Source organism: Streptomyces sp. NPDC090077 (genome assembly GCF_044747545.1).
Lineage (GTDB): Bacteria > Actinomycetota > Actinomycetes > Streptomycetales > Streptomycetaceae > Streptomyces.
This window is the reverse complement of the sequence record NZ_JBIVEG010000010.1, coordinates 13,316-34,677: the sequence shown is the minus strand read 5'-3', so window position 1 is coordinate 34,677 and position 21,362 is coordinate 13,316. Positions and strand designations below refer to the sequence as shown.

Annotated in this window: 19 protein-coding genes and 1 tRNA gene; 8 read left to right on the top strand and 12 right to left on the bottom strand. The window is 72.7% G+C overall.

The features are described 5' to 3' along the window. The first annotated feature begins 3 nt into the window (after nt 1–3). Nucleotides 4–1,551 (top strand): tetratricopeptide repeat protein, encoded by a 1,548-nt coding sequence (locus ACIPW5_RS18510; RefSeq protein WP_401245861.1) that lies wholly within the window; start codon nt 4–6, stop codon nt 1,549–1,551. Nucleotides 1,552–1,685: 134 nt separating this feature from the next. On the opposite strand, the gene hppD is transcribed toward ACIPW5_RS18510, so the two are convergent. Continuing rightward, complete coding sequence (hppD, locus tag ACIPW5_RS18505; RefSeq protein WP_401245860.1) at nt 1,686–2,831, bottom strand: 4-hydroxyphenylpyruvate dioxygenase; 1,146 nt, start codon at nt 2,829–2,831, stop codon at nt 1,686–1,688. Between the two features lie 129 nt (nt 2,832–2,960). Between hppD and ACIPW5_RS18500 the strand changes: the two genes are divergently transcribed. From ACIPW5_RS18500 to ACIPW5_RS18485, 4 genes are all read left to right on the top strand, one after another. Further along, nucleotides 2,961–3,431, top strand: a complete 471-nt coding sequence (locus ACIPW5_RS18500; protein ID WP_401245858.1) for an Lrp/AsnC family transcriptional regulator — start codon at nt 2,961–2,963, stop codon at nt 3,429–3,431. An 88-nt stretch (nt 3,432–3,519) separates the two neighbouring features. Next, nucleotides 3,520–4,146 (top strand): ArsR/SmtB family transcription factor, encoded by a 627-nt coding sequence (locus tag ACIPW5_RS18495; RefSeq protein WP_401245856.1) that lies wholly within the window; start codon nt 3,520–3,522, stop codon nt 4,144–4,146. 40 nt (nt 4,147–4,186) lie between these two features. After that, complete coding sequence (locus tag ACIPW5_RS18490) at nt 4,187–4,393, top strand: hypothetical protein (protein WP_401245854.1); 207 nt, start codon at nt 4,187–4,189, stop codon at nt 4,391–4,393. Then, nucleotides 4,390–5,685, top strand: coding sequence for an MFS transporter (locus ACIPW5_RS18485; RefSeq protein ID WP_401245852.1), 1,296 nt, complete (start codon nt 4,390–4,392; stop codon nt 5,683–5,685). The genes ACIPW5_RS18490 and ACIPW5_RS18485 overlap by 4 nt, the downstream gene beginning before the upstream one ends. On the opposite strand, the gene ACIPW5_RS18480 is transcribed toward ACIPW5_RS18485, so the two are convergent. Together ACIPW5_RS18480 and ACIPW5_RS18475 are read right to left on the bottom strand one after the other, a co-directional pair. After that, a complete protein-coding gene (locus ACIPW5_RS18480; RefSeq protein ID WP_401245850.1) occupies nt 5,615–6,412 on the bottom strand; it encodes a S16 family serine protease in 798 nt (265 codons plus the stop codon). The two genes, ACIPW5_RS18485 and ACIPW5_RS18480, sit on opposite strands and share 71 nt — an antisense overlap. A 140-nt stretch (nt 6,413–6,552) precedes the next feature. Continuing rightward, nucleotides 6,553–7,194 (bottom strand): IclR family transcriptional regulator, encoded by a 642-nt coding sequence (locus ACIPW5_RS18475; RefSeq protein ID WP_007264382.1) that lies wholly within the window; start codon nt 7,192–7,194, stop codon nt 6,553–6,555. A 369-nt stretch (nt 7,195–7,563) separates the two neighbouring features. Between ACIPW5_RS18475 and ACIPW5_RS18470 the strand changes: the two genes are divergently transcribed. Continuing rightward, a complete protein-coding gene (locus tag ACIPW5_RS18470) occupies nt 7,564–8,568 on the top strand; it encodes a hypothetical protein (protein ID WP_401245848.1) in 1,005 nt (334 codons plus the stop codon). Nucleotides 8,569–8,647: 79 nt separating this feature from the next. Here ACIPW5_RS18470 and ACIPW5_RS18465 read toward each other — a convergent pair whose 3' ends face one another. The 4 genes from ACIPW5_RS18465 to ACIPW5_RS18450 all read right to left on the bottom strand — a co-directional run bounded on the left by ACIPW5_RS18465 (nt 8,648) and on the right by ACIPW5_RS18450 (nt 12,747). After that, nucleotides 8,648–10,435: a DEAD/DEAH box helicase gene (locus ACIPW5_RS18465; protein ID WP_401245846.1), complete on the bottom strand. Its 1,788-nt coding sequence runs from the start codon at nt 10,433–10,435 to the stop codon at nt 8,648–8,650. 186 nt (nt 10,436–10,621) lie between these two features. After that, nucleotides 10,622–11,017, bottom strand: a complete 396-nt coding sequence (locus ACIPW5_RS18460; RefSeq protein WP_401245844.1) for a type II toxin-antitoxin system death-on-curing family toxin — start codon at nt 11,015–11,017, stop codon at nt 10,622–10,624. Then, nucleotides 11,014–11,220 carry a hypothetical protein gene (locus ACIPW5_RS18455; protein ID WP_401245842.1) on the bottom strand — a complete coding sequence of 69 codons (207 nt, stop codon included), beginning with the start codon at nt 11,218–11,220 and terminating at the stop codon, nt 11,014–11,016. Before ACIPW5_RS18455 ends, ACIPW5_RS18460 begins: the two co-directional genes overlap by 4 nt. Before the next feature lie 60 nt (nt 11,221–11,280). Then, on the bottom strand, nt 11,281–12,747 hold the full coding sequence (locus ACIPW5_RS18450; protein WP_401245840.1) for an MFS transporter: 1,467 nt from the start codon (nt 12,745–12,747) through the stop codon (nt 11,281–11,283). 183 nt (nt 12,748–12,930) lie between these two features. Here ACIPW5_RS18450 and ACIPW5_RS18445 point away from each other — a divergent pair. Beyond that, nucleotides 12,931–13,002: transfer RNA gene (locus tag ACIPW5_RS18445), tRNA-Cys, on the top strand. A 56-nt stretch (nt 13,003–13,058) separates the two neighbouring features. On the opposite strand, the gene ACIPW5_RS18440 is transcribed toward ACIPW5_RS18445, so the two are convergent. From ACIPW5_RS18440 to mycP, 3 genes are read right to left on the bottom strand one after another with little or no spacing between them, the layout of a single operon-like run. Beyond that, nucleotides 13,059–15,410: a hypothetical protein gene (locus tag ACIPW5_RS18440; protein WP_401245838.1), complete on the bottom strand. Its 2,352-nt coding sequence runs from the start codon at nt 15,408–15,410 to the stop codon at nt 13,059–13,061. A 19-nt stretch (nt 15,411–15,429) separates the two neighbouring features. Continuing rightward, nucleotides 15,430–15,843 (bottom strand): hypothetical protein, encoded by a 414-nt coding sequence (locus ACIPW5_RS18435; RefSeq protein ID WP_401245837.1) that lies wholly within the window; start codon nt 15,841–15,843, stop codon nt 15,430–15,432. A 30-nt stretch (nt 15,844–15,873) separates the two neighbouring features. After that, nucleotides 15,874–16,956 carry a type VII secretion-associated serine protease mycosin gene (gene mycP, locus ACIPW5_RS18430; RefSeq protein ID WP_401246185.1) on the bottom strand — a complete coding sequence of 361 codons (1,083 nt, stop codon included), beginning with the start codon at nt 16,954–16,956 and terminating at the stop codon, nt 15,874–15,876. Nucleotides 16,957–18,061: 1,105 nt separating this feature from the next. Between mycP and ACIPW5_RS18425 the strand changes: the two genes are divergently transcribed. Continuing rightward, the gene (locus ACIPW5_RS18425; protein WP_401245835.1) at nt 18,062–18,235 is read left to right on the top strand and encodes a hypothetical protein; all 174 of its coding nucleotides are present in this window, start codon (nt 18,062–18,064) and stop codon (nt 18,233–18,235) included. A 235-nt stretch (nt 18,236–18,470) separates the two neighbouring features. Here the strand turns inward: ACIPW5_RS18425 and ACIPW5_RS18420 are convergent, their stop codons facing one another. Continuing rightward, the gene (locus tag ACIPW5_RS18420; RefSeq protein ID WP_401245833.1) at nt 18,471–18,995 is read right to left on the bottom strand and encodes a DUF2563 family protein; all 525 of its coding nucleotides are present in this window, start codon (nt 18,993–18,995) and stop codon (nt 18,471–18,473) included. Nucleotides 18,996–19,023: 28 nt separating this feature from the next. Then, nucleotides 19,024–21,339 (bottom strand): xanthine dehydrogenase family protein molybdopterin-binding subunit, encoded by a 2,316-nt coding sequence (locus tag ACIPW5_RS18415; protein ID WP_401246183.1) that lies wholly within the window; start codon nt 21,337–21,339, stop codon nt 19,024–19,026. Nucleotides 21,340–21,362: the final 23 nt, after the last annotated feature.

Below are 21,362 nucleotides of genomic sequence, written 5' to 3'. Positions count from 1 at the left end.
CGCATGCACGGTTTCGACGAGCAATCCCAGCAGCCCGCGCCGCCCGTGACCTTCACCGGACGCAAGACGGTCGTGGCGGCCGCGGTCGCGGTGGTCCTGATCGCCGGGGCCCTGCTGATCCGCCCGGCCCGCACCGGTGACGACGCGCGCCCGCCCGGGCCGAGCGAACGGGCCGCCTCCGCGGTCGGCATGGGAGCCCCCGCGGCGGCGGTGGACCTGACGGCGCTGGTGGCGGACCGGGAGAAGTGGGTGGCCGCGCACGCCGACGACGACGCTTCGTGGGCGGTGCTCGGCTCGGCGTACCTGGAACAGGCCCGGCGGACGGCCGATTCCGCCTGGTACCCGAAGGCGGAGAAGGCGCTCAAGCGGTCGCTGGAGGTCCGCCCGGCCGAGAAGGGCAACTTCGACGCGATGACGGGCATGGGCGCGCTGGCCGGCGCCCGGCGGGACTTCGCGACGGCCCGCAAGTGGGGCGAGCTGGTCCGGGCGCAGGCGCCGCGGCGCTGGACGGCGTACCCGGTCCTGGTGGACGCGTACACGGGCCTCGGCGACTACAAGGCCGCGCAGCGGGCGATGGACCGGCTGATGGAGCTCCGGCCGGGCCTGGCGGCCCATCTGCGGGCGGCCCAGGTGTACCGGGACCGGGGCTGGCGCGAGGACGCGGTGGTGGCGCTGGAGGCGGCGGGCGGGGAGGCGAAGTCCCCGGCGGAGAAGGCGTACGTGCTGTTCCGGCTCGGGGAACTGGCGTGGGAGCGCGGCGACCCGGCCGAGGCGCTGCGCCAGTACGAGGCCGCGCTGCGCACCGACCCGGCGCAGGGCGAGGCGCTGGGCGGCCGGGCCAGGGCGCTGGCCGCGCTGGGGCGGGGCGGGGAGGCGGTGCGGGACTACCGGCTGGCGCTGGGCCGCACCCCGGTGCCGCGGCTGGCGCTGGAGCTGGGCGAGCTGCTGGACTCGCTGGACCGTCCGGAGGAGGCGCGTGCCCCGTACCGGTCACTGTCCGTCCTGGCGGCGGCGGGCGGCGCGAACGGGGTGAACGAGGAGGTCGTCCTCGGCCTGTACGAGGCGGACCACGGCGATCCGGCGCAGGCGGTGCGGCGCCTGTCGGCGGAGTGGGAGCGGCACAAGAGCGTGCAGGTGGCCGACGCGCTGGGGTGGGCGCTGCACAAGGGCGGCGAGGACGCGCAGGCGCTGGAGTACGCGAAGAAGGCGACCGACCTGGGCCTGCGGAGCGCGGAGTTCTCCTACCACCGGGCGGTGATCGAGCGCGGGCTGGGCGACGAGGCGGCGACCCGCCGGAGCCTGCAGACGGCGCTGCGCACGAACCCGGTGTTCTCCCCGGTCCGGGGGCCGCTGGCGAAGGACGCCCTGGCCTCGATCGGACAGCCCCCGTCGGGCGGCCCGGAGAACATGCAGCCGCGCACGCCGTGGGTGGCGCCGGAACTCCCGAAGCCGAGGCCTGCGGCGCCGAAGCCGAAGCCTGCGGCGGCCCCGAAGCCGAAGCCTGCGGCGGCCCCGAAGCCGAAGCCGAAGCCCTCCGCTGCGCGGGGCTGACCCTCTACGGCGCTACCGCGCCCGTCGCCTCAAACGCCGGCGAGGCTGGATTGTCCAGCCTCGCCGGCGTTTGAGGCGCGGGGGTCTGGGGGCGGAGCCCCCGGGGAACGCCCCGCGCACCGGGACCGCGCGACCTACAGGTTGCCCCGCTTCTCCTGCTCCCGCTCGATCGCCTCGAACAGCGCCTTGAAGTTGCCCTTGCCGAAGCCCATCGAGCCGTGCCGCTCGATGATCTCGAAGAACACCGTCGGGCGGTCCTGCACCGGCTTGGTGAAGATCTGCAGCAGGTAGCCGTCCTCGTCGCGGTCCGCGAGGATCTTCAGCTCGCGCAGCTCGTCGATCGGCACGCGCGTGTCGCCGACCCACTCGCCGAGGGTGTCGTAGTACGTGTCCGGCACGGACAGGAACTCCACGCCCGCGGCCCGCATCGTGCGCACGGTGGCGACGATGTCGTTGGAGGCCAGCGCGATGTGCTGGACGCCGGGGCCGTTGTAGAAGTCCAGGTACTCGTCGATCTGCGACTTCTTCTTCGCGATCGCCGGCTCGTTGATCGGGAACTTCACCTTCTTGGTGCCGTCCGCGACGACCTTCGACATCAGCGCCGAGTACTCGGTGGCGATGTCGTCGCCCACGAACTCCTTCATGTTCGTGAAGCCCATGACCTTGTTGTAGAACGCGACCCACTCGTTCATGCGGCCCAGCTCGACGTTGCCGACGCAGTGGTCGATCGCCTGGAAGGTGCGCTTGGCCGGCGGGGTGCCGATCGGCTGGGCGGCGACGTAGCCCGGCAGGTAGGGGCCGTCGTAGTCGACGCGCTCGACGAGGGTGTGGCGGGTCTGCCCGTAGGTGGCGATGGCGGCGAGCACGACGGTGCCGTTCTCGTCCTTGACCTCGTACGGCTCGTCCAGGCCGCGCGCGCCCTGCTCGACGGCGTACGCGTAGGCGGCGCGGACGTCCGGGACCTCGATGGCGAGGTCGATGACGCCGTCACCGTGCTCGGCGACGTGCTCCGCGATGAAGCGGCCGTGGTCGGTGGTCGCCTTGATGACCGAGGTCAGGACGAACCGCGCTGCGCCGTTGGTCAGGACGTAGCTGGCGGTCTCGCGGCTGCCGTTCTCCGGTCCGGAGTAGGCGACGAGCTTCATGCCGAAGGCGGAGGAGTAGTAGTGCGCTGCCTGCTTGGCGTTGCCGACGGCGAAGACGACCGCGTCCATTCCCTTCACCGGGAAGGGGTCTGCCTCACGCGCGGTCTGCGGGGTGGTGTCCAGGGTCTCAGTCATGAGCGCAGATTCCCGCTCTTCCACAAGCTGCGCAATAGTTTCCATTTCTGCTGTACAGAATGCCCAGCGAGATCCGAGGATGACTGAGAGATCTGTGCAGTATGACCAGCTGACCGAGGGAAGGCTTCCATGGGTATCGACGAACTCGACGGGCGGCTCATCGTCCTGCTGGCGCGCGAGCCCCGCATCGGCGTCCTGGAGGCCTCCCGCCGGCTGGGCGTCGCGCGCGGGACGGTGCAGGCCCGGCTGGACCGGCTCCAGTCGAACGGGGTCATCCGCGGGTTCGGCCCGCAGGTCGACCCGACGGCGCTCGGCTATCCGGTGACGGCGTTCGCCACGCTGGAGATCAAGCAGGGCCAGGGGGCGGACGTACGGGCGCACCTGGCGGGCGTCCCGGAGGTGCTGGAGCTGCACACGACGACCGGGCACGGGGACATGCTGTGCCGGCTGGTGGCGCGGTCGAACGCCGACCTCCAGCGGGTGATCGACCGGGTGGTGGCCTTCGAGGGGATCGTGCGGGCGTCGACGGCGATCGTCATGGAGAACCCGGTCCCGCTGCGGATCATCCCCCTGGTGGAGCAGGCGGCCGCGGACGACTGACCCCGGGCCCAGGCCCGCACCGGACTTCCAAAGAAATGGTTGCAAAGAAACCCTTGCAGAGAACTCTTTGCAACTCTACTGTTGAGGCATGCCCGAGAAGAACGCCGGAACCCCCTCGGGACCGCCGCCGCAGCCGACGGTCCGCACGCTCGACGCCCGCTCCCTGCGCGGCCTCGCCCACCCCCTGCGCATGCGCATGCTCGCCGCCCTGCGCCGCGACGGGCCCGCCACCGCCTCCCAGCTCGCGGAGCGGCTCGGCGAGTCCAGCGGCTCGACCAGCTACCACCTGCGCCAGCTCGCCGCGCACGGCTTCGTCGAGGACGCGCCGGGGCACGGCAAGGGCCGGGAGCGCTGGTGGAAGGCCGCCCACGACGGCACGGCCTTCGACGAGTCGCTCATGTACGACGACGACCCGGAGACCCGCGGCGCCGCCGGCACCTTCCTCCACGAGATCGCGGCGATCCACGCCCAGGAGACCAACACCTGGCTCGGCGACGCCCACAACTGGCCCAAGGAGTGGCGGAGTTCTTCGGACCTCAGCGACTTCACGCTGCGCCTGACGCCCGCCCAGAGCCACGAGCTGATCCACCGGGTGCACGAGCTGGTCAACAGCTACCGCGACCTGCCGCAGACCGAGGACGCCGAGACGGTCCGCTTCCACACGCACGCCTTCCCGCGCCGCGGCACCGCCTGCCCCCCGCCTGACCCCGCCTGATTCCCGCACCATCTCGCGTTCACCCAGAAGGAGTCCCGCCATGCACGCCTTCCCGCACGCCCGGACACACGCCGCCCGCACCGCCGAACTCGCCGCCGAGGCCGCCGCCTGGCGCCTCGCCCGGGAAGCCGCCCCCGCCTCCCCCGCCCCGTCGGCCCTCCCCGGCGCCCTGCGCAGCCGGCTCGGCGAGGCCCTCATAGCCGCCGGAACCCGCCTGGCGCATCCCGCCCACCACGCAGCCGCGTGAGCCGGCGGCCCTTCGCGGCGGTCCTGGCCGCCAACACGGTCTCCATCGCGGGCAGTTCGCTCACCCTGATCGGCGTCCCGTGGTTCGTGCTCCAGACCACGGGCAGCGCCGGCCGGGCCGGGATCGTCTCCTTCTGCGCCACCCTCCCGGTCGTCGTCGCCGCCCTGATCGGCGGCCCGGTCATCGACCGGATCGGCCGCCGCCGGGTCTCCGCGGCCTCCGACGCGATCTGCGCCGTGTCGGTCGGGGCGATCCCCCTCCTCCACCACGCGGGGCTCCTCGACTTCTGGATGCTGTGCGCGCTGATGGCCGTCGGCGGACTCGTGCACACCCCGGGGCTGACCGCCCGCTACGTGCTGCTGCCGAGCCTCGCCGAGCACGCCGGCACCACCGTCGCCCGGGCCGCGAGCCTCTACGACGCCGTCTCCCGCGGGGCCCGGATGATCGGGGCCGCGGTGGCGGGCGTCCTCATCGCGGTCTTCGGCGCCGAGAGCGTCCTCCTCCTGGACGCGGCCACGTTCGCCGTCTCCGCCCTCCTGGTCTCCGCCTTCCTGCGCGGGGTCCCGGCCGCGGAGCCCCAACGCGCCGCCGAGAAGCCCTCGTTCGCCGCCTACCGCGCCGACCTGGCCGAGGGCTGGCGGTTCCTGACCCGCTCCCGGCTCCTGCTGGGCATCACCCTCATGGTGATGGTGACCAACGGCCTGGACCAGGGCTGGTCCTCCGTGCTCCTCCCGGTCCACGGCCGCGAGGCCCTCGGCGGAGCCACCACCCTCGGCCTGATGGTCTCCCTGTTCGGCGGCTTCGCCCTGCTCGGGGCCCTGCTCTACGGGGCCGTGGGCGAGCGCTTCCCCCGCCGGGCGGTCTTCGCGGGCGCCTTCCTGCTCTCCGGGGCCACCCGCTACGTGGTCGCCGCCGTCACCGGCACCCCGCTGCCCCTCGCGGTGACCATGGCCCTGGCCGGCCTGGGCGCGGGGATGCTCAACCCGATCCTGACCACGGTCATCTCCGAGCTGGTGCCGGAGGAGATGCGCAGCCGGGTCTCCAGCGTGAGCATGGCGGGCGGTGAACTGGCCATGCCGATGGGCGGTCTCGCGGCGGGCCTGCTGGTCGACGCCCTCGGCGTGAACCCGGCCCTGCTGGCCTTCGCCGCCGTCTACCTGCTGGCGACGCTGACCCCGCTCGTCTTCCCGTCCTGGCGCGGCCTCGACCGGAAGCCCTCCGTCAGCAGGACGGAACGTCCTCGTTCCGGTTCAGCGCCCGCAGGGAGTTCACCGCGTCCGTCAGCGAAGTGACGGGGATCAGCCGGAGACCCTCGGGGAGGTCGGACTGCGCGTCCGAGCACTCCGCCTTCGGCACGAGGAACACGGTGGCCCCGTCGCGGTGCGCGGCCTGGGTCTTCAGGCCCACGCCGCCGACCGCGCCGACCGTCCCGTCGGCGCTGATGGTGCCCGTGCCGGCGATGGTGCGGCCGCCGGTGAGTTCGCCGCCGCTGCCGTCGCCGTCGAGCTTGTCGACGATGCCGAGGGTGAAGAGGAGTCCGGCGCTCGGGCCGCCGACGTCGGCGAGGTTGAGCTGGACCTTGACGTCCTTGGGGTCCTTCTTGAGGTAGCCGAGGGCGGCGGCCGCGGCGGCCGACTGCGACTGGGCCATCTCCTGCAGGTTGTGCTCCTCGATCTGCTGGTCGCTCCCGCCCGAGGGATACACCGACTCCCGGGGCATGACCGCGTGGTCGGTGCCGAACCAGTGGCCGATCAGTTCGGGCAGTTTCATCGTCGAGGAGGGGCCGGTCGCACGGATGGTGGTCATCCGGAGCTGGCCCTTGGTGTCGCGCACCGGGGCGCCGGTGACGGTGATCACCGGCTTGCCCTGGTCGGAGCCCAGTACGTCGGCCGTGGGGCCCGGCACGGCCACCACGAAGGGCAGCGGTGCGAGGGCGGCGACGGCGAACAGCGCGAGGACGGGCGCGGCGCAGACGGCCAGGGCGGCGGGACGCGGCAGACGTGTGAGGCGAGAGAGCACCCGGCCAATCTACCGACCCGGGCCTCCCCGCCCGTTCCGCCGGGCCCGGAGCCCGGCCGCCGCGGCCTCCCCGCGGCGGTCTGGCGGCCCGGCGGGAAGGCGCGTACGGCGGTGGGCCCGGTGGCGGCCCCGGTGGCGGCTCAGCGCAGGGCGTCGGCGACCTCGCGGGCCGCGTCGACCACGCGGGGCCCGACCCGCTCCGGCACGGCGTCGGCGAGCATCACGACGCCGACGCTCCCCTCCAGGCCGGTGATCCCGACGAGCGGTGCGGCGGCGCCGCTGGCGCCCGCCTCCAGCTCGCCGTGGGTCAGGGTGTAGCCGGGCTCGATGAGCGAGCCCTGACGGGCGGCCAGGATGGCCCGGCCGGCCGCGCCGCGGTCCAGGGGGTGGCGGAAGCCGGCCCGGTAGGCGACGTGGTAGTCGGTCCAGGTGGGCTCCACGACGGCCACGGCGAGGGCCTCGGTGCCGTCGACGAGGGTCAGGTGCGCGGTGGCCCCGATGTCCTCGGCGAGGGAGCGCAGGGCGGGCAGGGCCGCCTCGCGCACGAGCGGGTGGACCTGCCGGCCCAGGCGCAGCACGCCGAGCCCGACCCGGGCCCGGCCGCCGAGGTCGCGGCGGACCAGGGCGTGCTGCTCCAGCGTGGCGAGCAGGCGGTAGACGACGGTGCGGTTGACACCGAGGCGGTTGGAGAGCTCGGTGACGGTCAGACCGTGGTCGGTGTCGGCGAGCAGCTTGAGGACTCTGAGTCCCCGGTCGAGAGTCTGGGAGGTTTCCGCGGTCACGACGCCTCTCCCTCTTCTTTAGGTGGGCGGCGGTGACTCCCACGCGGTGCAGCGCTGCCGGTCCCTCGGCGACGCACGGAGAGGCCGCCGGTAGCGGCCAAGGCACCGGCTGCGCTCCCGCGGCGGCGCTGCCACGGGGCGTTCGATGCGGGGACAGTAGCGAGCGAGTCCGCTGAGCGAAAGACCTCGTCCAGAATCCGGGCGCCTACTGCCGGTTTCAGCCGTTTTCTGCGCGGGACTGTATCGATTCGTAATGTCCCCTGACCGAAAATCGGTTTACCCGCCCATTACTCTGATCGTGTTCAAAAAGATGTTGGGGGGGCGAGGCGCACCGTGCCTCGGATGCACACCAAGGGGAGAGAAGCAACAGTGAAGCTGAAGCGCATGGCCGTCGTGGCCGCCGCAGCTGTCGTCGGTCCGACGGTCCTCATGGCCACGCCCGCCATGGCGGACGAGGCCAACAACACCGCCGTGACGACGCCGGACTCGGCGCCGAAGGAAGACGCCGCGCCCGCCGCCGAGACCCCGGCGAAGCCGGCCGTCGAGACCCCGGCCAAGCCCGCCGCGGAGACCCCGGCGAAGCCCGCCCCGGCCCCGGCCAAGCCCGCCGCCGAGAAGCCGGCCTCCAAGCCGGCCCCGGCCCCGCAGGTGGAGGACGGCGACGAGTACAAGGAGGGCCCGAAGCTCGGCCTGAGCGGTCTGCCCGCGGGCGGCTTCAAGGCCGGCGGCGAGTGGACCGAGGTCACCCTCAAGGTCGACAACCGCGGCATCCAGGGCTTCGAGGACTACGGCTTCGCCGTTCTCGGCGGCAACGACCACGGCACGCTGAACGCCAAGCACCTCGACATCCAGATCTTCGACGGCAAGAAGTGGGTCGCCGCCGACAAGGACCCGTCGGGCCAGACCGCCGGCACCGTCTTCGACAGCTACGTCGACGAGGACGAGGTCTTCACGGTCAAGCTGCGGATGAAGTTCAGCAAGGACGCTCCGCTCGGCAGCATCGAGTTCGTCGTCGCCGGCGGCAGCAACAACATCGACGAGGAATTCGCGTCCGACGCGCAGTTCTACACGTCGAAGATCGTCAAGGGCTCCACCGGCGGTGGCAACACCGGCGGCAACACGGGCGGCCAGAACAACGGTGGCAACACCGGTGGCGGCAACGACACCAAGCCGAACGGCGGCGGCACCACGCCGATCGTCGACACCAACACCGGCTCCGGCAACAACGGCGGCAGCACCAACACCGGCGGCGAGCTCGCCGAGACCGGTGCCGACGCCGCCACCAGCTGGGCGCTCGGCGCCGGCGGTGTGGCGCTCGCCATGGGTGCGGCCCTGGTCGCCGGCACCGGCAAGCGTCGCCGCGTCACCGCCTGATCGAGGCACCACGAGAGCGGGGTCCGTGCGCACCGGCGCACGGACCCCGTTCCGCATCCTCAGCGGCAGCAGCAGCGGCTCACCGCATCCGGGTGGCCCACTCCTGCACCTTCTTGATCCGCTCCTTCAGCTGCCCGGCCGTCGCCTCCGCGCTCGGCGGCCCGCCGCAGACCCGGCGCAGCTCCGTGTGGATCACGCCGTGCGGCTTCCCGCTCTGGTGGACGTACGCGCCCACCATCGTGTTCAGCGACTTCCGCAGCTCCAGCAGCTCCTTGTGCGAGACCACCGGCCGCCGTTCGGCCGGCAGCTCCAGCAGGTCCGACTCCGCGTCGGGCTTGCGGCGGCTGTGCGCGATCTGCCGCGACTGCCGCTTCTGCAGCAGCAGCTGCACCTGGTCCGGCTCCAGCAGCCCCGGGATGCCGAGGTAGTCCTGCTCCTCCTCGCTGCCCGGGTGCGCCTGCATGCCGAACTCGGCGCCGTCGTACAGCACCCGGTCGAAGACGGCGTCGGACTCCAGCGCCTCGAAGGACATCTGCTCGTCCTCGCCGGTGTCCTCGTCCTCCTGCCGGTTCGCCTCCTCCATCTCCTTCTCGGACTCGGCGTACGGGTCCTCGTCCTCCCCCGCCTTCTTCGGCCGGTCGAGGACGTGGTCGCGCTCGACCTCCATCTCGTTCGCGAAGCCGAGCAGGTAGGGGATCGTCGGAAGGAACACGGAGGCCGTCTCGCCGCGCCTGCGCGAGCGCACGAAACGCCCGACCGCCTGCGCGAAGAACAGCGGGGTCGAGATCGTCGTCGCGTACACGCCCACCGCGAGGCGCGGTACGTCGACGCCCTCGGACACCATGCGGACCGCGACCATCCAGCGGTCGTCGTTCGCGCTGAAGGTGTCGATGTTCTTCGAGGCGCCCGTGTCGTCGGAGAGCACGACGGTCGCCTTCGTGCCCGTGATCTCCCGGATCAGCTTGGCGTACGCGCGCGCCGCGTCCTGGTCGGCGGCGATGACGAGCCCGCCGGCGTCCGGGATGCCCTTCCTGACCTCCGTCAGGCGCTGGTCGGCGGCGCGCAGCACGTTCGGCATCCAGTCGCCGCGCGGGTCCAGGGCCGTGCGCCAGGCCTGCGAGATGGCGTCCTTGGTCATCGGCTCGCCGAGGCGGGCCTCGATCTCGTCGCCGGCCTTGGTGCGCCAGCGCATGTTGCCGCTGTAGGACAGGAAGATCACGGGGCGGACGACGCCGTCGCCGAGGGCGTTGCCGTAGCCGTAGGTGTAGTCGGCGGAGGACCGCCGGATCCCGTCGTTCCCCTCCTCGTACGTGACGAACGGGATCGGGTTGGTGTCCGACCGGAAGGGCGTACCGGTCAGCGCCAGGCGGCGGGTCGCCGGGTCGAAGGCCTCCAGGCAGGCCTCGCCCCAGGACTTCGAGTCGCCGGCGTGGTGGATCTCGTCGAGGATCACCAGGGTCTTGCGCTGCTCGCAGCGGTTGCGGTGCAGCATCGGGCGCACGCCGACGCCCGCGTAGGTGACGGCGACCCCGTGGTAGTCCTTGCTGAGCGGCCCGGCCGAGTACTCGGGATCGAGCCGGATGCCTATCCGGGCGGCGGCTTCCGCCCACTGCTTCTTCAGGTGTTCGGTCGGCGCGACCACGGTCACCTGCTGCACCACGTGGTGGTGCAGCAGCCAGGAGGCGAGGGTGAGCGCGAAGGTGGTCTTGCCGGCGCCGGGGGTGGCGACCGCGAGGAAGTCCCGCGGCTGGGTCTGGACGTACTTGTCGAGCGCCCCCTGCTGCCAGGCTCGCAGCTTGCTGGCGGTACCCCAGGGGGCACGGCCGGGGAAGGCGGGTGAGAGGTGGTGGGAGGCGGTAGTAGTCACGGTCTCCGGTTCGTTGCTCTCGGCGGTCGTGGCAGTCGTGGCCGTCCCCGCCGACGTGGTGGTCGTACGTAGGACAACCGGGCCACCTTACCGGCGCGGGCCCGCCCCTCGCGGAGGGACAGGCCCGTGACCTCGGCGGGTGCGGCGAGCGTCACATCCGCCCGCGCACCCTCCGCCGTGCACACGTCACAGCGAGCGCAACCGCCCGGCGATCAAGGCGAGATCGGACTCGCGGCCCGACGCCACGTCGATGACCAGGTCGTACGCGCGGTCCTGGTCGGCGTCCGCGAGATCCACTCCGTTCACGGCGAGGAAGACCGCGGCGGCCAGCCAGGCCGTGCGCTTGTTCCCGTCGACGAGGGGGTGGTTCACCGCGATGCCGTGCAGCAGCGCCGCGGCCTGCTCGTACGGGTCCTCGTAGGCCGGTACCCCGAACATCCGGGCCCTCGGGCGGTGCACCGCCGACTCCAGGAGCCCCGGGGCGCGCAGCTCCACGGACTGCTCCCGGGCCAGGCAGGCGTGCCGGGCGAGGTCCAGGACCTCGGCGAGGGTCAGGTGCCGGACCCCGGCCCCGGCGCTCACCGGCCGAGCCTGTCCAGCAGCCCGGCGTGCCGCTCCGCCAGCCGTGCGGCCTCGGCCCCGACGCGCTCGCGCTCCCGGCGCAGGTGCGCGCGTACGGCTTCCAGCGCCAGGGCCTCGGGGGTCACCCCCGTGGCGTCGGCGAGGTCGGACAGCTCGGCGCGCTCGGCGTCGGACAGCGCGGGGACCAGCTCGTTCACGTTCACGGCCGGAGCGTAACGACCGGATCGGGCCCCACTCACCCGGTTTTCCGGGGGCGCCTGCCCTCAGACCGCGGCGGCCCCCGCCTTCTCCGGCACCGGATCCAGCCGGGTCGCCACCCACGCCCCCACCAGGGCCACGCAGGCCATCGGCAGGAAGACCACGAGGAAGGCCGCCGGGTGCGAGGCACCCGCCCCCGCCGTCGCCGCGTGCCCCGCGCCCACCGCTCCCCCGCCCAGCGCGGCGAACGCGGCACCCCCGGCCGCCAGCAGCACCACGTTCGCCAGGGCGTCCGAGATCTGCAGCGCGGCGGAGTTCGCACCCGCCTCCGTCGGCGCCGACAGCTTCAGCAGCAGCACGCTGGTCGAGCCGATCACCAGCCCCATCCCGAGCGAGCCCACGGCCCAGGCCAGGGCCAGCGTCCACACCGGCACCGCCTCGACCAGCACGGCCGGGGCCGCCGCGATGGCCACGGCCACCATCACCATCCCGGTGACCATCAGCCGCTCCCGGTAGGGCGCCGTCCGGCCCTGCGACTGCACCCAGGAGCCCAGCGCCCACGTCACCCCGCCCAGCGCCAGCGAGAAGCCCGCCCAGGTCGGGCTCAGGCCGCGCTGGGTCACCAGCATCAGCGGCACGAAGCTCTCGGCCCCGATGAACGCCCCCGCCGCCACCCCGCGCAGCAGCACCACCGACGGCAGCCCGCGCCGCGCCCGGTAGGTGCCGCGCGGCAGCAGCCCCAGTACCGCCGGCACCAGCAGGGCCGCGCCCGCGATCCCGGGCAGCAGCGACAGCCACCGCAGGTCCTGGGCGGCGTACTGGAGCAGCCCGGCGCCCAGCGAGATCCCGAGGGCCAGCCGGATCCGCCGCCGGTCGAAGGGCGGGGGCCCGCCGGCGGTCTCCACCGGCCCGGAAGCGGCGCGCCGGATGGCCGGCAGCGCCACCATCAGCGGGATGACGACCAGCGCGGGGATCCCGAGGAACACCCACCGCCAGCCGAGGTGCTCGGTGACCGTCCCCGCGGCCAGCGGCCCGACGATCGACGGCACCACCCAGCTCGCGGCGAAGGCCGCCATGATCGCCGGCCGCAGCCGCTCCTCGTAGGCCCGGCTGATCACCACGTACAGGGCGACGATCACCAGCCCGCCCCCGAAGCCCTGCACCGCCCGCCCCACCACGAACACGCCCATGAGCTGCGCGGTCCCGGAACACACCAGCCCGGCGGCGAAGGCCCCGATCCCCACCGTCAGCGGCCGCAGCGGCCCCTGCCGGTCGGCCCACTGGCCGGACAGCACCATGGCGAAGAGGCTGGTGGTGAAGTACGCGGAGAACCCGAAGGCGTAGAGCCCGATCCCGTCCAGCTCCCGCGCGGCGACGGGCATCGCGGTCCCGACGGCGGTGGCCTCGAAGGCGATCAGGAAGATCACCGAGATGATCCCGATGCTGAGCGTCCGGTACGCCGGCCCGAGGATGCCGCCCTGCGGCGGTGGGGCGGCGGTGGTCTCTGATATCCGGGGTTCAAGGGCGCTCATCGCCCCAGAGTAAGGTCCACGAGCCACTCTCGCCCCTGTCATTTCGACCGATCCCGCCTCGGCCCCGCGACCTAGGTCCCCGAGCCCGTGTGAACGCGGCATGGCAGTCACATTGCAGCCCCCGCGCCACCCTTCCCCCCCGCCCGGCGGCCCCCGTACGTTCGTACTCGTCACCACACACCCAGCCGTGTGCCCGAGTGGTTGAGGGACTCGCCTGCAAAGCGAGGCACGCCGGTTCAATTCCGGTCACGGCTTCTGCGCAGCCCGAAGGCCGTCCGGGGCCCCAAGCCCCCGGACGGCCTTCGCCGTCTTTACTCGGCGCCCTTCGTCTGCGCTTCGTGGCCCTGCTGCCGCGCGACGGAGTTCCCGGACACGTACCCGAGGCGCACCGACTCGGTGAGGTCGTTGCCGAAGTCGCTGTTGGGGTCGATGCCGTGGCGCTCCGCGAACTGCCTCATGGGCGCCTCGGCGCTGTGCTCCCCCGCCCGGAACATCGCCTTGTTGGAGTCGTGCGTCCGGCCGTCGACCTCGTCCTTGTGCTCCTGCTTGGCCTCGTCGGACCACTCTCCGATGACGCCCGAGGCGGCCTGCTCCACCGCCCCGCTGCCGGTGTCCACGGCGAGCGGGACGACGACCGCCGCCGCGCCGGCCGCGGCGGCCGTGGCGGGCAGGAAGGCCACACCGGCGGCGATCGCGGCGGTGGTGCCGAACTCGACCCAGTGGGAGCTCCGTTCGTGCGCCTTCTCGTACGCCTCGTGCTCCTTCTCGCCGACCGCCCGGACCTGCCCGGCGCGGGACTCGTCGAGGATCCCCTGCGCCTCGGCACCGGTACGGACGACCGCCCGGGCCCGGCCTTCGTCGACCGTGCCGTCGTGCACCGTCCGGCTCTCCAGAACGCTCGCGACATGGACGCGTTCGGCAGTGGACACGGTGGCGTAGGCGTCGGGGTGCTGCCCCAGTGCGGCAAGCAGGTCACGGGCCTCCTCGCGCTCCAGCTCCGCATGCGCTTGCCCCCCGCCGGCCCCCGGGGCGAAGACGCTCGCGTCCCCCTTGTCGTCCAGTGCACGGTTGACGTCGTCGACGTACCCGGCGGTCATGCGGCCCAGGCTGTCCGCGAGCACCTCGTGTCGCTTGAGCAGCCCCGCGTCGCCCCCGTACTTCACCGCGACGGCCTCCATGACCCGCGCACCGTCCTCGGTGCGGTCGAGCCGCGGCGCGGGATCGTCCCAGGCGTGGCCGAGGGCGGCTGCTTCCAGGGCGTGCCCCAGCGCGTCGGGCACGTACCTCCGGGCCTTCCTCACGTCGTCCGGGTTCATGCCCTCCGTGTCGACGGTGGGGCGGTACGTCTCGCTGGTGAAGAAGTCGAGGTAGTTCTTCACGACGCCCCCCTTCGCGTCCTTGCCCAGGTACGGGGCTCCGGACCGCTCCGTACCGTCCAGGTTGTAGGCCTGGTGCGGGTGCTCCGGGTTGAAGAACTGCGCCGAGGCCTGCGGGCTGTGCCCCAGCGCCTCCAGGAAGCCGACCACCGGGTCGTAGCCGGCGCCGTTGGTCCCGGAGGGGTTCAGCAGGTTGCCGCCGTAGCCGGCGCCCGGCCTGCGGCCCCGGTTGAAGAAGTCCGGGTCCTTGGCGTGGATCTGCGTGGCGTGCTCGGCGATCGGGACCAGGAACCTGGGGTCGTAGTTCCCGTAGCGCATGATCCCGCCGAGCAGCTGGTACCCGAACGGCGGGTTCTGCTCGTAGCGCCCGAGCGGGATCTGCTGGGTGCCGAGCCTGCGGAGCTCCTGGGCGTAGCCGTCGGGCAGGTGCGGCTCGGTCGTGGAGCGGGTGGCGGTGGCCAGGTTGAGGCCCAGGTTCCTCTGGAGCTCCCGGACGTCCGCCAGCCGCTGCTCGTCGAGGTGGCCGTAGGGGTGGGTGTCGGTCGCCATGGCGCCGAAGAACCGGAGCGCGCCCCGGGGGCCGAGGTTCCCGTAGAAGGAGGTGGCGAACTCGGGCTTCCTGGCGTTGTCGGCCAGCAGTTCGTTCAGCTCCGCCAGCTCGGCGTGCGAGAGGTTGCGGCCCTTGCGGGCGAGGTCGGTGGCGCGGCCGGCCTGTTCGGCGGTGAGACCGGCGTACTTCGGGGCGGTGAAGTCGTGGTCGTCGGCGACGTTGGCGTTCAGGAGGCGTGCGAGGGACCGGTCCACGTCGTCGCAGGCGTCGACGGCGGCGTCCACCTTCGCCTGCCACAGCGGCCGGTTGACGCGGAGGGACTCCTGGTAGTCGGGGTCGTGGCGCGCCGCGTGGCGGTCGGCTTCGGTGGCCAGGGGCAACGCCTCGACCTTCCCCTTGCCGTCGACCCGGAAGCCCGCGGCGGGCGCCTCCTCCTCGGCGATCCGCCTGAGCCGGTCGCGGGAGGAGCTGAAGGTGGCGTGGCCCTGGGCGAGGGCCTGGTGGATGCCCTTGGCCTCCTTGGCGGCGTCCTCGAACTCCTTGGCCGTCTTGTCCACGAACGGCCGTGCCACGCCCGCGGTGACCCCGCTCCATTCGGCCTTGTCGGACTTGGCCTTCATGCCGTTGCGGGCGGCCTCGGCCAGTTCCTCCAGCTTCGCGGCCATGGCCCGCCAGTCGCGGACGGCGGCGGCGAGCTTGTCGACGGGGGCGTTGAGCACGTTCTCGTACGTCGGCACGGTGGGTCTGCCGGCCCGGCTACTTGAGGTACGCGTCGAGCTTGGAGGCGGTGAACTCGGCGTAGAGGCACTGCTCGTCCCGGCGGTGGGAGGAGAGGGAGTAGTTCAGTCCGTTGGAGATCTGGGCGCAGGCGGCGGTGAGGGTCTTGACCTGGGACTCCCAGCGGCTGTTCGCCCTGGCGAGCGCGGCCCCGCTGCCGAAGCCCTCGCGCGACAGCGCGGCGGCGGCCTCGGCGGAGGCGGTGGCGGCGTGCCGGCCGTCGGCCTGGAGGCGGGAGTGCAGCTGGTACGCCTCGCTGCCGATGGCGCCGATGTGGTCCTGGTCGAGGGCGAGGTCGGCGGAGCCGGCGGTGGGGGCCGTCTGGTTGAGGCGCGTCGAGATGTTGGCCGCGGCGGCGGCGCGCGCGGCGGACCACTCCTGCTCGAAGGACATCAGGTGTGCTCCCGCTCCCCGCCTCGGCTCTCAGTGCCTGGACCGCCGTACGACGGTTGCGGCGACGGCCCCGCCGATGAGGACGCAGGCCGCCAGCCCGAGGGCGATCCAGGGGAGGCTGCCGTTGCCGTTGCCGTCGCCCTTGTCTACCGCAGCACCGGCCTGCGGCGCAGGGGTCGGGGTGGTCTTCCCCCCGGTCGGGGGAACGGAGGTGCCCGGTGTTGCCGCCGCGGCGAGGTCGGGCAGGGGGTACACGTCGGCCGGGCCGGGGTCTCCGGGGGTGGGGAGGGCGATGCGGGGGCGGACCACGCCGTAGCCGACGTAGTCGTTGCGCTCGACGCCGTCGACGGGCTTGCCGGCGGTGTTGAGGAGGACGCGGAGGATCTGGTTGTTGGTCCAGGTGGGGTGGGCGGACCAGAGGAGGGCGGCGGAGGCCGATGCGAGTGCGGCGGCGTCACTGGTGCCGTGGGTGGTGCACAGCCCCGTCCCACCTGCACAGGCCGTGACAATGTCCATGCCCGGGGCAGACAAATCAACCTGCGGTCCGTGCTGCGACTCCTTGGTCGAACCGCCATCGGATCCCACGGCTCCCACGCCAACGACTCCAGGCGTCGCCGCCGGATACTCCACCCGATTCACGGTGTCACCATCATTACCGACGGCGGCGAAGATCAATTTCCCCTTTGCGAGGGCATACTTAGCCGCCTCAGAGCGAGCGCGGTCATCCTCAACTGAACCGGACTTCCCCAAAGAGATGTTGATGACCTTGGCTTCAGAATCGGCCGCATAACGGATGGCGGAAGCCCAGGATGGAGTGGAGGGGCTCATCTCATGCGGCACCCGAATCGGGAGGATCTTTGCTGCTGGCGCCAATCCATAGGCTCCGTCACCGCTCGGATGCCTACCGGAACCAGCAATCATTGCCGCGATGCCAGTGCCGTGCTTCCCATAGTCGTTTCGCTCGTCTGACTCGTATCCCGTCTGACCTGCCGCAAAGTCCTTACCCGGTAGAACTTGGCCCTCAAGTTCAGGGATTCGCTCAACGCCGGTGTCGATCACGGCGACGGTCACACCTTCGCCACGGCTGATCCTCCAGAGGTCGTCGGCCTTCATGGCATCGAGATGCCACTGTTTTCCTCGGATGGTCTCCGCATGCGCAGGGGTCGCCGCGACCCAAGCCACTAGCAGGCCGACCAAGGCCGAGGTCACCTTCCGCGTGCGCATCCCGTGCAACGTCCGTCTCGCTCAGTCGATTACGGGTGGGACAACCCGACGGTTGCCCTGCCAGGTCTCTTCGTCCTCTGCCAGGTAGTCAGGACGCTCGCCCGTCTGGCCTCCCCGCCGTCGGCTCAGAGCCGGAGAGGCAGAACCACCATGGCCCATCGCGCCAACGCCCCCTCCACGCACGAGGCCCGAACCGCCTTGGGTAAACGGCTGACTGCCCCCTGCAGCCGGACGCCCTCCAACAACACCTCCGGGCTCCGCCGCCAGTCGCCGGCCGGTCGCAATGCTGCCCGGGGAGCCATGCGGCCCGCCGAACCCGCCGCCCATCACGCCGGGCATAGCGCGCCCACCAGCCGTCGGCGCGTCAGCGCCGATGACCGTGCCACGTGGGATACCTGCCCCGGACGTGCCAGCCGCAATTGGCCGACCTCCTACGATTCCGGTGTCGCGCGGAGCGAGTAGCGGAAGCCCTCCGGCTTTGTCCCCGATCCCGACTGGAGGCTTCGTCACTGGCAGGGTCCCACCAACCGGCGGAAGCATCAGAGGCGGAACAGGGCCGAGAGGACTGCTCCCACCCGGCCCGCTGGGTTCAGGCCCACTAGGCAGGCCAACGGGTGCAGGCCGAGTCCTATCCGGGAGCGTCACGACATGGTCCAGGCCTACGTCCACGCCAGGGCCCAAAACAGCCGGGGAAGGCACAGGCCCTACCGTCGAGTGCGGGAAGCGGTCGCGTTGAACTCCGCTAGTTGTACTTTCCGATCGGTACGAAGGCCCTGAAACCTCTGCCCCATCGACTGGGTTCGCCGTGTACCCCTCAGAACCCGCCCCGCTTGGCCGGTCAATGTACGACCCCCCATATCGGGTATCACCCGGCTCGAAGTCCGGCGGTGGTGGCGGGAACGTCGGCACGGTGGCCTTGTTCATCTCTGCCGACGCCTGCTCGTACGACTGTGCCAGCTTCGTCAGTTGCTGTACCGCGTGCTGGTGGTCCGTGGTGAGTTTCGCGTGGGCGGTGCGGCCGAGTTGTTGGGCGTCCGGGTCGTTGTGGAACTGGTGGGCCGACGCCAGGTTCTCCGCCGCCACCGTGTCGTACGCCGGGGTGTTGGCCTTCACCTCGATCATCGTCTGCGCCGCCTGGGTCATCCACCGGCCGCCCGCCGCGCTGTAGTCGGCCAGCAGCAGGGTCGCGCTGCCCGCGCGGCTCACCCAGTCGTGGAAGGCGTGGGCCGCCTCGCCCTCCCAGCCCTTCACCCGGTGCTTCTTGAGGCTTCCGCCGATCTCCTCGATCACGGCCGCCGCCTCCGTCAGCTGCGTCGCCCGTGCCTTGACCGTCTCCGGGCTGACGGACGCGATCATCGCGAGCAGCTGCTCGTGCGAGTAGCCCTCGAAGTTCGTCGGCGCCATCAGATCGTGCCCTTCGCCGTGCTCGGTGTCGGTGACGGTGTCGGTGTCGGGGCGGTGTGTTTCGCCGCTTCGCGCTCCTGCCGGACCAGGGGGTCGCGGTCCGCTACGTACGCGGTCTTCGAGTCCTTGACGAGGGCCCGCATGCGGGCCTGCGTCTCCTCGTCCACGCCGGCGTAGCCCTTGCCCGCCGTCAGGACGGCGATGCCCAGGGCCTCGATCTGGCCCGCCAGGCCCGCGGACAGCTTCTGCAGCTCGGCGTGGACCGTCGTGTACGCCGTGAACAGGGCGTCGGCCTCGGCGAAGCCCGTGCCCAGGGTGCCCGTCGGCAGGGTTCCGTGGGCCAGCCTGCGGGCGGCCGCCTCCGAGCCGTCGAGGGTCTTCAGCAGGGCGTCGACCCGGTTCTTGGCGTCGGTCAGCGACTCGTACTCGACCTCCAGGGCCCGCGCCTGGGCCGTCACCGCGTCCGCGACCGCGCCGGCGACGTTCGCCCCCGGCCGTCCCGGACCTGCGTTGTCCACCGACACGACGCCCTCCCGTTCGTCAGACGGCCGGCTAGGAGTTGGGCGCCGCCTGAACCGGGGCCGCGACCGCCGCCGACGGTCGGATCGGGATCCTGTTCACGGGCCGGCCCGTCGCCGCGCGGACCGCCGAGGCCACCGCCGCCGGGGTGGTCACCACCGGCACCGCGCTCGCCGCCTTCGCGCCGAACGGGGCCACCACGTCGCGCTCCTCCACCAGCCGGACGATGCGCACCGCCGGGGCGTCCAGGGACGTCGGCAGGGCGTAGCCCGTCAGGTCGGGGTGGCGGACCAGGCCGGCGACCGAGCGGAGGTTCTCGGTCAGGGCCGCGCCGACGCCCTGGGTGACGCCCGCTTCGATGCGGGCCTCCAGCTGGCGCGGGTTGAGGATGCGGCCCACGTCCTGGGCCACGGCCAGTTCCACGACCCGGACCGAGCCGAGTTCGATGTCCACGTCGACGACCGCGCGGATCGCGCAGAAGGCCAGGCCCACGAAGGCGTCGCCCTGGCCGTGCTCGTCGAGCGGTTCGGTGGGGTGGGGGCGGCACTGGGCCGTGGCCCAGAGCTCCTTGCCCTCTATGGCCTCCGCGACCGACATGGAGAAGGCGCCGTCGTACGACGTGATCCGGCCGTCCTGGATCTGGAGGAGTTCCGTCGACATGCCGAGCTTGTGGGCCATCGGCTGGAGGAGCTGCGTACGGACCATCTTCGCGGCCCGTTCGACGGCCCCGCCCGAGACCCAGGTGTGGCGGCCGTGGGCCGCGGGGCCCGCCGGCGGCTGGTCGGTGTCGACCGGGGCGCAGGCCACCTCGTCGATGCCGAGGACCTCCTGCACGATCTGGCGGGCGAGGGTGGCGAAGCCCTGGCCGGTGTCCACGGCCGCGCAGATGACGGTGGCGGCGCCGCCGACCACCTTCACCGTCGCGGTGGAGACCTCGTCGGCGCCCTCGGCGCCGAGCATGTGGACCATGCCCACGCCGTAGCCGACGCCGCGCCGCACCGCGCCCGGTTCGCCCGCGCCCTCGGGGCCGCCGGGCAGCAGCCACTCCTCCTCCGGGGTGTCCTTGGGGAGGGAGGGGAGGGGGAAGTCGCGGACCGAGCGGAGGAGTTCCGCCACGGGAGCCGGGCAGGTGACCGTCTGGCCGGTGGGCAGCAGGTCGCCGGTGGCCAGGACGTTGCGCAGGCGCAGCTCCGCGCCGTCGATGCCGAGGGCGGCGGCGAGCTTGTCCATCTGGCCCTCGTACGCGGCGCAGACCTGCATCGCGCCCTCGCCCCGGACGTGGCCGGAGGGCGGGTTGTTCGTACGGACCGCCCAGCCCTCGACGAAGGCGTGCGGAACGACGTACGGGCCGCAGGCGAAGGCCACGGCCGCCGCGAGGGACTCGGCGGAGGCGTCGGCGTAGGCGCCGGCGTCCATCAGGATCTGGGCTTCGACCTTGACGAGGCGGCCCTCGGCGTCCGCGTGGTGGCGGTAGCGCAGCAGGGTCGGGTGCCGGTGGGCGTGGCCGAGGAAGGACTCCTCGCGGGTGGCGGCCAGTTTCACCGGGCAGCCGGTGCGCAGGGCGAGGAGGCCCAGCGGCAGCTGGAACGCGGCGTCCTCGCGGTCGGCGGTCGCGCCGGGCACGCCGGTGACGACGACGCGGACGCGGTCGGGGTCGAGCCCGAAGCAGGCGGCGGCGAGGTCGCGGTCGGTGTGCGGGTCGGTGGAGGCGGTGTAGATCTCGACGCCGCCGTCGGGGCGGGGCACGGCGAGGCCGGCCTCGGCGCCGATGGGCGCGGGGTCCTGGCGGCCGATCCGGTACAGGCCCTCGACGACGACCTCGCCGGTCGCCTCGGGGTCACCGTAGCGCAGCGGGATGTGCCGGATCAGGTTGCCGTCCGGGTGCAGCGGGGCCGCGCCGAAGGACTGCTCGGGATCGGTGACGGCGTCGAGGAGTTCGTACTCGACGATGATCGCGGCTGCGGCCAGGCGTGCCGTGTCGGGGTGGTCGGCGGCCACGGCGGCGATGGGCTCGCCGTGGTGGCGCACGACGTCGTGGGCGAAGACGGGCCGGTCGGCGATGCGCCGGCCGTGGGTGGCCGCGCCGGGGACGTCGGCGTGTGTGATGACGGCGCGCACGCCGGGCATCTCGGCGGCGGCCGAGGTGTCGATGGACCGGATCCGGGCGTGGGCGTGCGGGGAGCGCAGCACGGCGGCCCACAGCAGGCCCTCGGCCCAGAGGTCGGCGGCGTAGGGGAAGGTGCCCTCGGCCTTGGCGCGGGAGTCCACGGAGGGGACGGAGACGCCGATCCCGCGCAGCGGGCGCGGCGGTCCGGCGTCGCCGTCGGGGCCGAGGCTGACCGTCGCCATGGTGGTGGTGGTCGTGGTGGTGC

Excerpts from the sequence above, each read along its gene's own strand:
- ACIPW5_RS18510 (WP_401245861.1), top strand. The coding sequence starts at position 4 with ATGCACGGTTTCGACGAGCAATCCCAGCAGCCCGCGCCGCCCGTGACC.
- hppD (WP_401245860.1), bottom strand. The coding sequence starts at position 2,831 with ATGACTGAGACCCTGGACACCACCCCGCAGACCGCGCGTGAGGCAGAC.
- ACIPW5_RS18500 (WP_401245858.1), top strand. The coding sequence starts at position 2,961 with ATGGGTATCGACGAACTCGACGGGCGGCTCATCGTCCTGCTGGCGCGC.
- ACIPW5_RS18495 (WP_401245856.1), top strand. The coding sequence starts at position 3,520 with ATGCCCGAGAAGAACGCCGGAACCCCCTCGGGACCGCCGCCGCAGCCG.
- ACIPW5_RS18490 (WP_401245854.1), top strand. The coding sequence starts at position 4,187 with ATGCACGCCTTCCCGCACGCCCGGACACACGCCGCCCGCACCGCCGAA.
- ACIPW5_RS18450 (WP_401245840.1), bottom strand. The coding sequence starts at position 12,747 with ATGAGCGCCCTTGAACCCCGGATATCAGAGACCACCGCCGCCCCACCG.
- ACIPW5_RS18435 (WP_401245837.1), bottom strand. The coding sequence starts at position 15,843 with ATGTCCTTCGAGCAGGAGTGGTCCGCCGCGCGCGCCGCCGCCGCGGCC.
- mycP (WP_401246185.1), bottom strand. The coding sequence starts at position 16,956 with ATGAAGGCCGACGACCTCTGGAGGATCAGCCGTGGCGAAGGTGTGACC.
- ACIPW5_RS18415 (WP_401246183.1), bottom strand. The coding sequence starts at position 21,339 with ATGGCGACGGTCAGCCTCGGCCCCGACGGCGACGCCGGACCGCCGCGC.